General features: G+C 72.1%; 9 protein-coding genes. 4 read left to right on the forward strand and 5 right to left on the reverse strand.

What is annotated here, in order from left to right; translation table 11 throughout:
• The first annotated feature begins 3 nt into the window (after nucleotides 1–3).
• The gene (locus PPSIR1_RS46365) at nucleotides 4–282 is read left to right on the forward strand and encodes a hypothetical protein (RefSeq protein WP_045116429.1); all 279 of its coding nucleotides are present in this window, start codon (nucleotides 4–6) and stop codon (nucleotides 280–282) included.
• Here PPSIR1_RS46365 and PPSIR1_RS43355 read toward each other — a convergent pair.
• Nucleotides 249–2,141: a protein kinase domain-containing protein gene (locus PPSIR1_RS43355; RefSeq protein WP_006973138.1), complete on the reverse strand. Its 1,893-nt coding sequence runs from the start codon at nucleotides 2,139–2,141 to the stop codon at nucleotides 249–251. The genes PPSIR1_RS46365 and PPSIR1_RS43355 overlap by 34 nt on opposite strands.
• A gap of 96 nt (nucleotides 2,142–2,237) precedes the next feature.
• Nucleotides 2,238–3,155: a LysR family transcriptional regulator gene (locus tag PPSIR1_RS20895; protein WP_006973139.1), complete on the reverse strand. Its 918-nt coding sequence runs from the start codon at nucleotides 3,153–3,155 to the stop codon at nucleotides 2,238–2,240.
• Between the two features lie 112 nt (nucleotides 3,156–3,267).
• Here PPSIR1_RS20895 and PPSIR1_RS20900 point away from each other — a divergent pair, with 112 nt between their 5' ends.
• Nucleotides 3,268–8,961: a protein kinase domain-containing protein gene (locus PPSIR1_RS20900; protein ID WP_086001549.1), complete on the forward strand. Its 5,694-nt coding sequence runs from the start codon at nucleotides 3,268–3,270 to the stop codon at nucleotides 8,959–8,961.
• Nucleotides 8,962–8,977: 16 nt separating this feature from the next.
• Here the strand turns inward: PPSIR1_RS20900 and PPSIR1_RS20905 are convergent, their stop codons facing one another.
• Nucleotides 8,978–10,210, reverse strand: a complete 1,233-nt coding sequence (locus tag PPSIR1_RS20905; RefSeq protein WP_006973141.1) for a DUF4215 domain-containing protein — start codon at nucleotides 10,208–10,210, stop codon at nucleotides 8,978–8,980.
• Nucleotides 10,211–10,318: 108 nt separating this feature from the next.
• On the reverse strand, nucleotides 10,319–10,930 hold the full coding sequence (locus PPSIR1_RS20910; RefSeq protein WP_232296520.1) for a C-GCAxxG-C-C family (seleno)protein: 612 nt from the start codon (nucleotides 10,928–10,930) through the stop codon (nucleotides 10,319–10,321).
• Nucleotides 10,931–11,005: 75 nt separating this feature from the next.
• On the opposite strand from PPSIR1_RS20910, the gene PPSIR1_RS20915 reads away from it, so the two are divergent.
• Both PPSIR1_RS20915 and PPSIR1_RS20920 read left to right on the forward strand, forming a co-directional pair.
• The gene (locus PPSIR1_RS20915; RefSeq protein ID WP_006973143.1) at nucleotides 11,006–12,190 is read left to right on the forward strand and encodes a M20 metallopeptidase family protein; all 1,185 of its coding nucleotides are present in this window, start codon (nucleotides 11,006–11,008) and stop codon (nucleotides 12,188–12,190) included.
• Nucleotides 12,191–12,462: 272 nt separating this feature from the next.
• The gene (locus PPSIR1_RS20920) at nucleotides 12,463–13,770 is read left to right on the forward strand and encodes a tetratricopeptide repeat protein (RefSeq protein WP_006973144.1); all 1,308 of its coding nucleotides are present in this window, start codon (nucleotides 12,463–12,465) and stop codon (nucleotides 13,768–13,770) included.
• 33 nt (nucleotides 13,771–13,803) lie between these two features.
• Here the strand turns inward: PPSIR1_RS20920 and PPSIR1_RS20925 are convergent.
• The coding region (locus PPSIR1_RS20925) for an IgGFc-binding protein (RefSeq protein WP_232296521.1) at nucleotides 13,804–15,410 on the reverse strand (1,607 nt) is incomplete at its 5' end.

Raw genomic sequence — 15,410 nt, forward strand, 5'->3', positions numbered from 1 at the left:
TGGATGGACGACGCCACGCCCTGCCTGCCCCACGTCCACGACTCAGTCCACCACGAGCAGGGCGAGCAGCCCGAGGGCGAGCACCGACGGGGCGACGCCGAGGAAGGCGGCGGCAGCGGTCGCGGCAGCGAGGGCGCCAGCGAGGCCGAGGTCGCGGGTGTCGAGACCGGCCAGCTGGGCCTTCGCTCGGTGTCCGAGCGCCGCGCCCGGCTCGGGTTCCGCTCCGTCGGGGGGGTGTTCGTGGGCCTTCATCGCGACTCCTCGCTGGGCGGCAAGCGGTAGGGCTCGTCGGCGGCCACGAGCACCTGCACGCGCTCGCCGAGCCAGTCGAGGATGCGCCGCTCTTCGCTCATGCGCCGCTCGTGGATGACCTTGGCGACGCGGTGGCCGACGACCAGGCCCATGGCCACGCCGCTGAACACGAACAGCGGCTCCATGAACATGAAGGGCACGGCGTCGGTCAAGATGGCGCCCGTGACCAGTCCCCCGAAGGCGCCCAGGGCCATGCCCCTGCGCCGGCGCTTGCGGGCGATCTTATCGAAGTTGCGGCGCAGGGTCAGGACGGCGCCGCCGGGGTGGCGGTCGATGTTGGCCTCGGCCTCGGCGTTGGACCAGGTCATGCCAGACTCGAAGTGCTCGGCCCGCCCGACGCCGCCGAGGTTCTGCTCGATCTCCCGGATGATCCGCCGGCGGGTGTCGCCGCTGGGCAGGGAGGAGAGCTGGCGCTCGGATCGGACCTGGGAGGCCAGGCCGAAGTCGGTGCGCTCCGGCGGGCGGTGGGGGTCGACGGGGGCCGTCGCGGCGTCGCGGCGCGGGTTGAGGTCGCGGGCGAGGCTGGCCAGCTCGAGGCCGACCTCGTCGGCGATCTCGCGCATCTCGGACTCGAGCAGGCGCGGGCGGGCGTTGGGCTCGGTGGACTCGGCGGGCGCGGGCTCGAGGCCGAAGGCGCGGTTGATCGCGCGGGTGTCGTAGGCGGGCTCGGGCTTGCTCTCGACGGGCGTCGACTGGGTCGGGGCCTCGGTGAAGCGCTGGCTGGCCGTCAGCGAGGCCGCCGCGCTCGCGGCCGCGACCTCGGTCGGGGAGGTCGGGGTGCTGCGCTGGGACGAGGAGGTCGCGCCCGAGACGACCCCGCGCCCGTCGAGCTCCCCGCGGATCACCTCGAGCTCGCCGAGCAGGCTGTCCATGTCGGGGAAGCGCGCGTCGGGGTCGACCTTGAGCCCGCGGATCAGCAGGTTGCGCAGGGAGTCGGGCACGCCCGTGCGCGGCGGCGGCGTGCTGACCCGGCCGCCGACGATGGCCAGGGACAGGGCGCGCAGGTCCGCGCTGGGGAAGGGCAGGACGCCGTAGATGGCCTGGAAGAGCGCGACGCAAAAGCCAAACTGATCGCTGCGCGCGTCGGCCCGCTCGCCCAGGTGCTGCTCCGGCGCCATGTAGGCCGGGGTGCCCAGGAGCACGCCGTGGCGGGACAGGCTGGTCGCGTTCGCGTCGGCGTCGTCGGCGAAGCTCGGGGGGCCCCCGACGCCGTCGGCCCCGGGCGCCCGGGCCAGGCCGAAGTCGAGGATGCGCGGGCGACCGTCGGAGCCGACGAGCACGTTGTCGGGCTTGAAGTCGCGGTGCACGAGGCCGGCGCGGTGGGCCGCGGCCAGGCCCGCGCCCGCGGCCGCGAACACCGAGAGGAGCTCGGTGATGCTCGGCCGGCGCAGCAGCCAGCGGCGCAGGCTCTGACCCTCGACGTACTCCATGGCCACGAACAGCTGGTCGTCGTGCTCGCCGACGTCGTAGACCGCGACGACGTTGGGGTGGGCGAGCTTGGCCAGGGACTGCGCCTCCTTGCCCAGGTCGTTGGTCTGCGAGCCGGAGAACTCGGGGCGCAGCAGCTTGATGGCGACGGTGCGATCGAGGCGCTCGTCCCGGGCGGCGTAGACGATGCCCATGCCGCCCTGGCCGATGCAGTCGAGGACCTTGTAGCGACCGATGCGGATCGGGGGCCGGACGCCGCCGAACAGCCGGGCCTTGACCTCCCGACGCATGCGCTCGAGCTCGAGCTCGGACACCTCGGGGGCCGCGGGGGCTTCGACGGCGTCCGAGTTGGCCGCGGGCTTCGCGGGGGTCTCGGCGTCGGTTGGGGGAAGTTCAGTCACGAGAGAGGTTGCCGTCGAAGCGTTCATGACGATTCGGCGGAGGTAGTACCCGGACCCCTCGGGAGGGATTGCGACCAGAGCAAAAAAAGTTTCGGCTCACGGTGCCGGCGCTCCGAGGCGGGCGAATTGCTCGAGCAGCCAGCGCCCGGCGGGGCCTGGAGGGCTGGCCGCGCGGTGGATGGTGCACATCTCGACGATGTAGGTCGCCGGGCCCCACTCGCTGACCTCGACGCGGACCAGGCGGCCCTCGGCGAGGTCGCCCTCGACCATGTGCCGGGGCATGTTGCCCCACCCAAACCCGGCGATGAGGCAGGCCTGCTTGGCGGGGAGATCGGCCAAGCGCCAGTTGTCGTCGCCGGCCACGGCCACGTCGAGGCCGGCGGTGAGGGTCGAGCGATCGGTCAGCACGAGCTGGGTGTGTTCGCGCATGCGCGCCAGGGGCACGGCCTCGTCGGCGCGGGCCCGCTGGGCGAGGGGGTGGTCGGCGGCGCACACCGTGACCATCTCGATGGGCCACAGCGGGCGGCGCTCGATGGCCGAGGGGAAGTCCCGAAGCGGGACGCTGACGCCGAACTGCACGGCGCCATCGGCGACGAGCTGCGCGACCGCGCCGAGGGCCTCGGTGCGCAGGTGGACCGGGACCTCGGGGTAGCGCCGGCGGAAGCTGGCCAGCGCGGTCAGCAGCTTGGGCATGGGGAAGAACACGTCGACGGCCACGGACAGCCGGGCCTCGACGCCCTCGCGCATCCGCTGCGCCCGGGCGAGGAGGTGGTCGACCTGGCCATGGACCGCGCGGGCGTCATCGAGCAGAGCGCGGCCCGCCTCCGTGAGCACGGGCTTGCGGCCGGTGCGATCGAAGAGCTCGAGCTCGATCAGCCGCTCGAGGTTGGCGATGGCGTAGCTCACCGCAGATTGCGCCCGACCGAGCTTGCGCGCCGCGCCCGAGAAGCTGCCGTGCTCGACGATGCTCAGGAACACGGCGAGCTGATCCAGCGTGATTGGCTCCCCGCTCATCCCAACCTTCTTACCACCTCCCGCTCCCAGCCCTACCCAACTCGCGCTGGTCCAAACGCGGCGGTCACCCCTATTGTGGTTGCAGACGGACGCAGCGCCGTCTGCCCTTCGAATGACGGCACCCCTCGACGGCTATCGATTGATCGCGCCGCTGCGCCAGACGCCGTCGCGGCGGGTGTGGTCGGCGGTCCGCGAGCGCGACGAGCTGCCCGTGGTCATCAAGGTGTTCGCCGTCGAGGACTGGGCGGGGCTCGAGGCCCGGGCCGAGCGGGAGTTCGAGCTGATCCGGCGCCTCGACACCCCCGGGGTGGTGCGGGCCCTCGCGCTCGAGCCGAGCGGCCAGGACGTGGCGCTGATCCTCGAGACCTGGCCGGGGGTCAACCTCGCCCAGCACACCCGCGGCGAGGCCATGGGCGTCGAGGCCTTCCTCGAGCTGGCCGTGCGCGTGGCCGAGATCCTCGTCGAGGTGCACCGCCGCGGGGTCATCCACCGCGACCTCAAGCCGACCAACATCCTGGTCAACCCGGACACCGGCGAGCTCGCGCTGGCCGACTTCGGCATCTCGGTGCTGCTCGAGGGCACCGCGACCCGGCTCCACGAGGCCGAGGTCATCGAGGGCTCGCTGCCCTACATGGCCCCGGAGCAGACCGGCCGGACCCAGCGCGGCGTCGATCACCGCAGCGACCTCTACTCCCTGGGCGCGACCTTCTACGAGCTGCTCACGGGTCGCAAGCCCTTCCCCTCGAGCTCGGCCCTCGAGCTGATCCACGCCCAGCTCGCGCGCCGCCCCGAGGCGCCGGTGCGCCTGCGCCCGGAGCTGCCCTCGCCGCTCTCGGGCCTGGTCATGAAGCTGCTGGAGAAGGCGCCGGAGCGGCGCTACCAGTCGGCGAGCGGGCTGCTCCACGACCTGCGCGCGATCCAGGCCATGCGCGGGCGAGCGCGCCGAGCCGACGACGAGCGCAGCTTCGAGCTGGGCCAGGCCGACGTGCCCCAGACCCTGCGCCTGCCCCATCAGCTCTACGGCCACGGCCTGGCCCGCTCGCGCTTGATGAGCGCCCTCGCGGCGGCGCAGGACGGGATCCCGAGCTTGGTGTGGATCGAGGGCGAGGCCGGGGTCGGCAAGTCGCGCCTGGTCCAGGAGCTCGACGGGGCCCTGCTCGCCCGCGGCGGGCTCCTCGGTCGCGGGCAGTTCGAGCCCGAGTCGGGGGTGCCCCTGGCCGGCTTTCGGGAGGCGCTGCGGGCCGTCGCCGATCAGCTGCTGACGACGAGCCCCGAGGCCCTCGCGGACTGGCGCGAGCGCCTGAGCCGGGAGCTCGGCGCCTTCGCCCCGGGCCTGCTCGAGCTCGTGCCGCGCTTCGCCAGCTTGTTCGCCGAGGAGGGGCCGGGGCAGCCGGCCCCGGAGCTCGAGCCGGCCCAGGCCCTCAACTTCGCCAGCCTCGCTTGCTCCCGGACGATCATGGCCCTGGCCCGGCCCCAGCGTCCCCTGGTCCTGGTGCTCGAGGATCTGCAGTGGGCCGACTCGGCGAGCGTGTCCTTGCTGCTGCGGGTGATGGCGGCGGCCCGGGGTCGGGAGCCCGAGCAGCGCCCGGCCTTGCTGATCGTGCTGACCTGCCGCCGGGAGCACGGCGAGGACGAGCCGCGGGCCGAGGGTGAGGCGCCGGGCATCGCCCAGCGCCTGCGCCTGCGCCTCGACGCGGCCGCGCAGGCCTACGTGGCCATCGCCCTCGGAGCCCTCGAGCCCGCGGCCCTCGCCGCCATGGTCGGCGACATGCTCGGCAAGCGGGCCGAGGCCGTGGCCCCCCTCGCGGAGGTCGTCGGGCGCAAGACCGGGCGCAACGCCTTCTTTGTCCAGCGCTTCATGCTCGAGCTCGTCGAGCGCGGCCTGCTGACCCGGGAGCTGGAGGGCTGGACCTGGGACCTCGAGGCCCTCGAGGCGGCGAGCTTGCCCGAGGACGCCGTCGAGATGATGGCGGCCAAGCTCGCCCGCCTCGACGACCAGGGCCGCGAGCTGATCGGGGCGCTGAGCGTGTTCGGGGGCCGCTTCGACCTGCGCGCGGTCGAGCGGGTGATGGCGGACAGCGAGGGCGTCGAGGACACCCTCCACGCCCTCGCCGAGGAGGGCCTGCTGACGGCCGCCCGCGGCCAGGGCTACGACTTTGGCCACACGCGGCTGCGCGAGGTCGCCTACGCCGGCCTGCGCGAGGGCGAGCGCCAGCGCCTGCACCTCGCGGTCGCGGACGAGCTGCTCGCGCGCCTGAGCCCGGCGCAGGTCGACGAGCGGGTGTTCGAGGTGCTCGGCCACATCGAGCGCGGCCTCGGCCTCGACGCGCACTCGGCCCGGGAGTCCAGGCAGCTCCCGAGCCTCGACCTGAGCCGCGTCGCCTCGCTCGTCGAGCTCGAGCACCGCGCGGCCCGCAAGGCCCTGGCCACGGGCTCGCCCCAGGCCGCCCGGCGCCACGCGAAGATCGCCGTGGAGCTGCTCGAGTTCACCGACGCGGACACGCTGGCGCGCCGCATCCACTACGAGCTGCTGCTGGCCCAGGCCGAGAGCCTCGACGGCGCCCACGCCCAGGCCGACCACCGCATGGCCAGGCTCTACGCGACGAGCTGCGAGCCGGGGGGGGACGTGGCGCTGTTCGAGGCCGTCGCCGTCGCGCGCTGCCTGAGCCTGATCCTCGCCGAGCGCAGCGAGGACTCCATCGCCTTCGGCGTGGAGGCCCTGGCCCGCCTCGGTCACCGCATCCCGCCGCGTCCGCGGACCCGGCACATGCTCGCCGCGCTCGCGCGCCTGGCCACGCTCACGCGCGGAGGCGCAGCCGATCGCTGGCGCGCGCTCGAGCCCATGACCGACCCGCGCGACCGGGCCATCGCCGCGATCTTGGGCGCGATGATCATGGTCGCGTACCTGATCAGCTCCGAGCTGTTCGTGGTCCTGACCGCGCACCAGGCCCGGCTGTTCCTGACCCGCGGGCGCCACCCGACCATGCCCCCGGTGGTCATCACCACGGGCCTGATCCTCGCCAACGCCTTCGGCTCGCGGACCCAGGCCCGGGCCCTGGCCGAGGTCGCCGCGCGCCTGGCCGAGGAGGACCCCGAGGGGCGGCCCCACATCGTCGCCCAGACCCGGCTGTTCCTGCGGGTCTGGGACGAGCCCTACGCCGCGCTCGTCGAGCCCATCCGGGGGACCTGCGAGCGGGCCCTCGAGGTCGGGGACCTCGAGAGCGCGTCCTACTACGGCGGGGTCGCGGCGGAGCTCGGCTTTTACGGCGGCGTGCACCTGCGCACCGTCGAGGAGATCGCCACCCAGCTGGACTGGACCGAGCAGTGGGGGACGGCGGCGATCATCACGGGCAAGGTGATCCGGGCGGCGAGCAAGAGCCTGCGCGAGGGGCCGCTGCCCGAGCCGGGCGAGCTCGACATCTACACCCGCGAGTCAGCCATCGACGAGGACGCTGGCGGGCTGAGTCGGGTGACCAGCTACATCGCCCGGGGGACGACGGCCACGGTGTTCGTGATCCTCGGGGGCTGGGACGACGCCCTCGCGCTCTTCGAGCAGTTCGGCTTCGCGCTGCTGCGGGCCGTGCCCGGGAGCTGGTACACGCTGACCATGCCCCTGATGTGGGGCGTGGCCTGTGCGGCGCGGCTGCGGGGCGAGGGCGGGCCGCTCGCGCCCCGGCGCCGCCGTCGACTGCTCCGAACCTTGCGTCGGCTGCTCCAGCGCCTGCGCGCCTCGGCGGCCAAGGGCGGGAACCATGAGGTGGGCGTCGAGCTGCTGACCGCCGAGTGGGCGATCCTCGACGGGCACCTCGAGCGCGGCCTGGCGGCCTACGGGCGCGCCGTCGAGCTGGCTGAAGCGCTGCGCAACCCCATGCTCGAGGGCCTCGCGCTCGAGCGCATGGCCGTGACCTTGCACGCGGCGGCCGGGGAGCGGGCGGCCCTCGGGGCGCGGCTCGGGGCGCGGGACTGCTACCTGCGCTGGGGCGCGGGGGCCAAGGTCGAGGAGCTCCAGGCGCGCTGGTCGGGGCTGAGCGCCTCGACCTCGGCGGTCTTTGATCTGTCGAGCTCGCTGGGCTCGGGCAGCGCCCACGGGAGTCCCGGCTCCGGCTCCAGCTCTGGGTCGGGGTCGAGCTCGGGCTCGCGGACCGCGAGCACCAGCTCGACGAGCCCGCGCCAGCTCGACGCGCAGACCGTGGTCCAGGTCTCGACGGCGCTGACCAAGGAGGTCCGCCTCGAGGCGGTCATCGAGCGCGTCCTCGCCCTGGCCATCGAGAACGCCGGCGCGGCCCAGGGCACGCTCTTGCTGCGCCAGGGCAACGAGCTGGCCGTGGTCGCCCACGGAGACGCCGACGGCGTGGTGCAGAGCTTCCTCGACGTGCCCATTAGCCTGATCGACGCCGGCCCCCGCTTGCCGCTGACGGTGCTGCGCTGGGTCGAGCGCACGGGCAAGGGCCTGGTGCTCGAGGACGCGAGCAGCGACCCCCGCTTCATCGGCGATCCCTACCTGCGCGGCGCCAGGCGAGGCCAGGAGGCGGCGCGCTCGGTGCTGTGCGTGCCCTTGCTCGAGCGCGCCACCTTGGTCGGCCTGCTCTATCTCGAGAACGAGCACAGCGCCGGGAGCTTCGGCCCCGAGCGCCTCGAGCTGGCCACGCTGATCGCCGCCCAGGCGGCCGGGCTGGTCAACAACGCCCAGCTCTACGAGGAGCTGCGCGCCGGGGAGGTCCGTTGGCGCTCGCTGATCGAGCAGCTCCCCGACGCCGTGCTGCTCGTCGAGCCCGACGGCGAGCAGCACTTCGTCAACCGCCTCGGCGACCGCGAGCTCGTCGCCGACGTCGAGGCCCTGACCCGCGGGCCCGACTCGGAGCTCGCCCAGGCGCTCCACGCTTGCCTGGCCAGGGGCGAGCGCGAAGCGTTTGAGCATCGCTCCGAGCGGGGGGAGCAGCGGCGCTGCTACGAGCTCCGGGTCGCGCCCATCGTCGTCGACGGCCACGTGGTCAAGGCCCTGGTGCTGATCGCCGACATCAGCCAGCGCAAGCGCGCCGAGGCCGAGCGCCGCCAGCTCGAGGCCCAGCTGCGCCAGCAACAGCGCCTCGAGGCCATCGGCACCCTCGCGGCCGGCGTGGCCCACGAGATCAACAACCCGGTGCTGGGGATCCGCGGCTACGCCGAGCTCATCGTCGACGCCGAGGGGGCCGACGCCGAGGTCCGCGAGCTCGCCCAGGAGATCGACCGGGAGACCCAGCGCGTGACCGGCATCGTGCGCAACCTGCTGACCTTCTCCCGGCGCGAGGGGGCGAGCTCGACGGGGGGCGAGGCGGTCCCGACCCCTGTCGAGGCGCTCATCGGCGGGACCTTGTCCCTCGTCCGCGCCGTGCTGCGCAAGGACTCCGTGCTGCTCGAGATCGACTACCCGGAGGACCTGCCGAAGGTCCGCTGCCGGCCGCAGCCCATCCAGCAGGTCATCATGAACCTGGTCACCAACGCCCGCGACGCCCTCAACGCGCGCTACGGCGAGGGCGCCCACGACGACAAGCGCATCGAGATCCGCGCCGCGGCCTTCGAGCGAGGCGGGCAGCCGTGGCTGCGGATCACCGTCGCGGACTGGGGCGGCGGCGTGCCCGAGGGCGTCGCCGGGCGGATTTTTGACCCCTTCTTCACGACCAAGGGCACGGAGCAGGGGACGGGGCTGGGGCTCGCGGTCAGCCACGGCATCGTGGCCGAGCACGGCGGGGAGCTGCGCCTCGAGAATGAGGTCGGGGTCGGGGCGCGCTTCGTGGTCGAGCTGCCGGCGGAGCGAGAGCTCAGCTAGCGGAGGTCGAGGTCAATCACTGCTGAACACAGTACAGCTTCGCGCTGAAGCTGCAGGGGTGGAAGGCATGGCTGGTCCAGTTTTTGTCGACTTCGTTGGTGTGTCCCGCGCGTCCGGTGCCGTCCTCGGAGTGCCACCCCAAGCAGGTGCTTGATGTGTCGTAGTGGCCGCTGGAGCTCGTATTTGTCCACACCCTGTGAGGGCCGACGGTCGCACCAAACTCGTCCATGTTGATGGCCGCCGCCAGCGTGTCATCGACGAGGTCGCCCCAGTTGGCGGCGACTGGGGTGCCGTCGACGAGTCGATAGAGCGCATTCGACTGGACAAAGCGGGAGGCTGGCGCGGAGAGGGGGGAGGCGGAGAGCCAGGCGAGGTAGTCTCCGGTCAACCCAGCTGCCTCGGCGAGCTGCTGACAAGCTGCGTCGGCTCCGGTCAAGCCCCCGAGGTCTCCGCTGAAGTCTTCGCTCGTCACGAATATGAGGCCGGAGGTGAGGGTACAGTTTGTCGCGCACAGGTCGTTGTCGTCGTCGTTGCCGTCGTCGCACTCTTCTTCTCCAGCGTGGACGAACCCGTCGCCACATGTGGCGTCTTGGCAGGTGCTCAGGCACGCGTCGTTGTCGTTGTCGTTGCCATCGTCGCAGCTCTCCTCGCCTACCTGGACGAGTCCGTCGCCGCAAGTCGCCGCGACGCAGTCGCTCAGGCAGGCGTCGCTGTCGCTAGCGTTGCCGTCGTCGCACTGCTCGACGCCCTCATGGACGAAGCCATCGCCGCAAGCGGCGTCGACGCAACTCGTGAGGCACGCGTCGGTGTCGGACAGGTTCGCGTCGTCGCATTGCTCGACGCCCTCGCGGACGAAGCCGTCGCCGCACGCTGCGTTCAGACAGGTATTCAGACAGGCGTCGGTGTTGTCGTCGTCCCCGTCGTCGCACTCTTCTCCGGGGTCGACATTCGCGTCGCCACAAGTCGGCAGAGCGCAGGAGTTGGTGCAGCCGTCGTCGTCGTCGTCGTCCCCGTCGTCGCAGGCCTCTCCAGGACCCACGAAGCCGTCTCCACACACCTGCACGGTGCACAGCGGCGTACAGGTCGCGTTCGCGGCGTTGAACAGCCCGTCGTCGCACTCTTCGTCTTCGTCGAGGATGCCGTCGCCACAGTCTTCGCCCCCGACCCCCATCGTCGCCGGGCCATGTTGGGGATCGATCTCGAAACAACTAATGAGGACGAGGATCAGCAGGAGGCTGGTCTTGCGCATGGCCTACTCCGAGGCCCGTCGTAGAGCCTCGGGGTGAACCCTAGCCAGGCTCCACCGCACCCCGTGACCTCTACTCGGCCGGGATCAACCTGGGGTCAGCCGAGCCGCTCAGAACTCTTCGACGCTGCCGTCGTCGAGGGTCACGGGGCTCGGTCGATGATCCACGCCGCGCTCGCGCAGCAGCTCGTCGACGATCCCCGCGACCTGCCCGACGAGCGCGGTGCAAAACTGATGGCGCCGCGCCCCGCGAAACTCCCCCTGCGCCGCGACGAGGTCGTTGCAGATCAAGCTCGGGCTCGGCCCGCGCTCGAGCTCGGCGTCGACGCGCCGCTCGTAGGCCAGGGCCGCCTCGCGCAGGGCGGGGGTCACGGACCCCGTGGGGTCGGGGTCGCCGAGGTACTCACCGAGCAGCAGCCGTCCGGCGACGACGGCCCCGCAGGTCCCGGTGCCCGTGATGCCGCCGCGGCGCAGGCTCTGGTAGGCGGCCGTGGGTCGATCGAAGGCTTCGGCGAGGGCGATCCCGCAAGAGCGGTGGGGCGTGCGCTCGCCGGCATAGAGGAGCAGGGCCTTGCTGCGCACCGGCCCGCGGCGACCGCCAGACGCCGTGCCAGCGCTCGGATTGGTGCTCGGATCGGCCGCAGATGGGGCCTGGGTGCCCTTCGCGTGGGCGTCCGGCTCCGGGCCGGCTTCCTTTAGTTGGCCTGCGTCCGAGTCGCCCACGCTGCGGCGAGTGTCTCACCTCACCGCCCCATTGTCCTGCTCCATTGGCGGGGAAAATTCGCTACCCTCCGCGCCATGTCCTGGGAGGACCCGAGCAGCGAAATCGACGGACTGGCCCCGACCCTCGTCGAGATTCGACGGGACATCCACAAGCACCCCGAGCTCGGCTTCGAGGAGATCCGGACCCAGCGCCTGATCGGGGGGTGGCTCAGCAAGCTCGGCTACCAGCCGCAGGAGTCGGCGCGAACGGGGCTCATCGCCGACCTCCACCCCGAGCGCCACGGCCAGGCCGGGGTGCGGACCGTCGCGCTGCGGGCGGACATCGATTGCTTGCCCATGCCCGAACACACCGACTTGCCGTGGCGCTCGGTCCACGACGGGCGCGCCCACAAGTGCGGCCACGACGGGCACACCGCCATCCTCCTGGGGACGGCCGCGATCCTGGCGCACTACCGCGACCGCGTCGCCGGCAACGTCCGGCTGTTGTTCCAGCCCGCGGAGGAGGGCGTCGAGGGTGGCGGCGCCAAGGTGATGGTCGCCGAGGGGGCCCTCGAGGGGGTCAGCGAGGTCTACGGACTGCACAACTGGCCGGGCTACGCCAAGGGCCAGCTGCGCGTCACCGCGGGCCCGATCATGGCCCAGGTCCACAACTTCGAGATTTCCGTGCGCGGAAAGGGCGGCCACGGCAGCCAGCCGCAGTCCTGCCGCGACCCCATCGTGGCTGGCGCGGCCCTCGTCACCGCGCTCCAGAGCGTGGTCAGCCGGGGCTTGAGCGCCTCCGGGGGCGCCGTCGTCAGCGTGTGCACCTTCGAAGCTGGCACCACCTCCAACGTCATCCCCGACGTCGCGCGGCTGACGGGCACGATCCGCAGCTACTCCGAAGAGGTCACCACGCGGGTTTTGTCCCGGTTCCGAGAGGTCACCGCGGGCATCGGCGCGACCTACGGCGTGGAGGTCGATCTCGCGCTGGAGGCAGGCTACCCGGTGCTGGTCAACGACGCCGACTGCGTCGCGGCCGTGGAGCGTGTCGGTCGTCAGGTCGGTATGGAGCTCAGCCGCGAGGGCCTGCCCATGGCCGGCGGCGAGGACTTCGCGTACTTCGCCAAGGCCCTGCCCTCGGCCTACTTCTTCCTGGGGGCGGGCCTGGAGGGCGAGGACACCCCGGGCTGCCACCACCCGGACTTCGACTTCGACGACGGCCTCATCCCCGTGGGCATGCAGATGTTCCTCGGCCTGGTCCGCGAACGCCTGAGCGCATGAGCCCCTGCGCCGGGCCGGAGCTCCCCGGACTGGTGAAGGCGATACGCGTCGTCCGGCTCGCGGCTCTAGCGGGCCATCCTTTTTCCGGCTGCAAATGCAAGCACGAACACGCTCGCGGCGAAGGCTCGCAATGCGGCTGCGGCGGCGTGCGATGGCTCCAGACCCCATTTAGCGATTGCTTGCGCAAGGCGCCCGTGCAAAAAATCGGGGGTCCGGCAGGGGCGACTCTCCGCCCTGGCCTCGACCACTGACCTTGCGTCTCGCACTCGCCAATGCGCCCGCAACTCGACGCCATCGCCACCTTGCTCGACACGGGCGCCGCCGACTCGGCCGTCCGCTTGCTGCGTAGCTCGTGGGAGCCCGAGCTCCCCGCCTGCGACCGCATCCCGATCTACTGCATGTGGATCCGCGGCCTGTGTGACATCGGCGACTTTCCCCACGCGCTGATCCTGGCCCGCCGGGCGGCGAGCGAGTTCCCGCGCAAGCCCGACATCCTCACCGCCCTCGGCAACGTCCTCGACCTCCACGGCGAGCTCGACGAGGCCCGCGAGGCCTTCGAGGTCGCCGTCGGCCTCGACCCCCACGGCGCGCTGCAGCACTACAACCTCGGCGCCGTGCTCGAGCGCCTCGGCGACGAGGGCCAGGCCGAGGACTGCTACCGCAAGGCCCTGCGCCTCGACGAGGGCTCGCCCTCCATGCTCGAGTCCAACGCGGCCCTGGGCGCGCTCTTGCGTCGCCAGGGTCGGCTCGAGGAGGCCGAGGAGGTCTACGACCGCTACCTTCAAGAGGACCCCCTCGACGTCGAGATGCTCGTCGAGCACGGCATCTGCCTGTCGGACCTCGGCCGCTTGGTCGAAGCCATCGATCGCTTCGACACCGCCCTCTCCCTCGAGGCCCAGCACGGCGGGGCGCTCTACAACAAGGCCATCACCCTCTACCGCCTGACCCGCTACGGGGCCGCGCGCGACGTCATGGGTCTGGCCCACCGGGCCGAGCCCAACAACCCGCTGACCCTCGCCGTGTTTGGTTCGTGGGTGCTCAACGAGCCCCACGGCGACCTCGACTCCGCCCTGCGCCTGATCTACCGGGCCATCGAGCTGGTCGCCTCGCTCCACGATCGCGGGGAGCTCGGGGGCGCCTACGCCAGCCTCGTCGCCGAGGAGGTGTTCGAGGCCCTGTGGCAGAGCGGCCGACGCAGCGAGGCCCGCGAGATCGCCCGGCAGTCTGGTCGCCGGGACTGGATCACCCCGCACATGCTCGAGACCCTCAACCGCGCCGACTACGGTCTGTCCGAGCGCGGCGCCGAGGTCTTCCGCGTGTCCGTGCGCGTGACCATGGGCGAACCCGAGGCCCGGACCCGACCCGAGGACTGGCCCGCCGACGTGGGCGGCTACACCACGGCCTTGACCGTCATCGCCAACGACGAGGACGAGGCGCGCGAGTTCACGGCGCACTACCTGCGCAACCTCGAGCCGAGCGCGAAGATCATCTATGACGGGGTGAGCCCGGCGGGGGAGCGCTTCGACGGCGGTCGAGCCCGCGGCGTCGCCCGCCTAGAAGGCAACCGCGCCTGGTTTTAGCCTTAGCCTGCGGCGGCGCCAACGGAGCGCGGGTCAGAGCGCCGCGCCGGCGCTGAGGGCCCAGCTGCGCCCGCCGATCGTCGCGGCGACGGGCTCGTCGGACTCGAGCACGTACATGCCAGGGGGGAGGACGTAGCGGGCGATGGACCAGCCGTCGACGAACTCATGGGGCTCGAGGGCCGGGGCCTCGACCTGGCCGTCGAAGGTGTGGATCGAGCCCGTGGGGTAGGTGACCACGACCACCTGGGGGAAGTCGGGGTCGTCGTCGACCACGGGGACGCCGTAGCGCGCGGCGAGGAGATCGGGCGGCACGCTCAGCGCCGAGCTGGTGTTGAAGTAGGGGTCGAAGCTGGCCTCGCTCCGGGTCAGCAGGGCGGTCGGCACGCTCGTGGTCAGCAGCGCCTCGCCGAGCTGGGGCTCGGTCCAGCTGCCGAGGTAGAGCTCCACGGAGCCCGGGTTGGCCAGCGCGACGGGGGAGCCCGGGATGACCTGGGTCTCGCGGGGGGCGTCGATGTTGATGAGCGCGGGCTCGGGGGCGTAGACGCGGTAGGAGGCGGACTGGCCTACGGCGTAGGGGAGCTTGGTCGGCGTCGTGAAGGCCAGGTGCGTGGTGCTCATGTGGGCGCGATCCAGGAGCTGCTCTTGGCTGTTGGCCGCGAAGTGGGTGCCGTAGCTGCTCGTCAACACGGCGACGGGGTGGTTGGGGTCGCTGGTGATCGCCATGCCCTGGAGCGAGCCCGCCTGGGGGCGGTAGAGGGCGAGGGCGTCGCCCTCGTCCATCAGCACCTGGAAGGGCGCGCTGCCGGCCGGCACCTCGGGCCCCGCCGTCAGGTCTTGGCTGGGCTGGATGAGCACCGTGGTGCTGTCGGTCTTGGCCAGGACCACGACCATGTTGCGCAGCTCGGTGAAGTCGACGCTCAGGTAGTCCCAGCCCCAGGTCGCGCTCGGCATCAGGTTCGTGGCGCCCTGGGTGGCGCCGATCTGGTGGGCCACGATCGGCGCCGTGGAGCGGACCCGGTAGGCGAGGCCCTCGTGCAGCCCCGGCGGCACGAGGTCCTCGTTGCCGTAATTGTAGAAGGTGTAGAGCTCGCCCGCGGGGACCAGCAGCGGCCCGTGGATCGTGGTCCACACCCCGCCTTGGCGGACCTCGACCTCGACCTCGGCGTCGTCAGGGCCGGGGTTGCCGACGACGATGTCGAGGGACCAGGTGTCGAGGTAGCTGCCGTCGCGGACCGGGAGCTTGACCGCCTGGAACTCGCAGCCGAAGGCGCCGTTGGGGGCGTCGCAGGTGTTGCCTTCGCCGCCGGTGGTCGTGCTCTCGGAGCTCTCGTCGGAGGTGTCGGATGAGCTCTCGTCGGAGGTGTCGGATGAGCCCTCGTCGGAGGTATCGGATGAGCCCTCGTCGGAGGTATCGGATGAGCTCTCGTCGGAGGTGTCGGCCTCGGCCTCGACGCAGATCCCCTCTTCGCACATCAGCCCCATGAGGCACAGACCCTCGATGCACGGGCAGCCGAGGGTCCCCGCCTGGCAGCCTTCGCTCTCCTCCGTGGACTGCTCGTCGCTGGGCGACTGGGACCGCGGCGGCGAGTGGCCTCGGCTTCGCCAGAGCTTCGAAGGCTCCACCGGCATCGACCTGTCTC

It is taken from the genome of Plesiocystis pacifica SIR-1, assembly GCF_000170895.1.
Taxonomy (GTDB): Bacteria; Myxococcota_A; Polyangia; order Nannocystales; family Nannocystaceae; genus Plesiocystis; species Plesiocystis pacifica.

What these genes read in the sequence shown, in the direction of transcription:
- PPSIR1_RS46365 (WP_045116429.1), top strand. Translation starts at nt 4, where the DNA reads ATGGACGACGCCACGCCCTGCCTGCCCCACGTCCACGACTCAGTCCAC.
- PPSIR1_RS20895 (WP_006973139.1), bottom strand. Translation starts at nt 3,155, where the DNA reads ATGAGCGGGGAGCCAATCACGCTGGATCAGCTCGCCGTGTTCCTGAGC.
- PPSIR1_RS20900 (WP_086001549.1), top strand. Translation starts at nt 3,268, where the DNA reads ATGACGGCACCCCTCGACGGCTATCGATTGATCGCGCCGCTGCGCCAG.
- PPSIR1_RS20905 (WP_006973141.1), bottom strand. Translation starts at nt 10,210, where the DNA reads ATGCGCAAGACCAGCCTCCTGCTGATCCTCGTCCTCATTAGTTGTTTC.
- PPSIR1_RS20915 (WP_006973143.1), top strand. Translation starts at nt 11,006, where the DNA reads ATGTCCTGGGAGGACCCGAGCAGCGAAATCGACGGACTGGCCCCGACC.
- PPSIR1_RS20920 (WP_006973144.1), top strand. Translation starts at nt 12,463, where the DNA reads ATGCGCCCGCAACTCGACGCCATCGCCACCTTGCTCGACACGGGCGCC.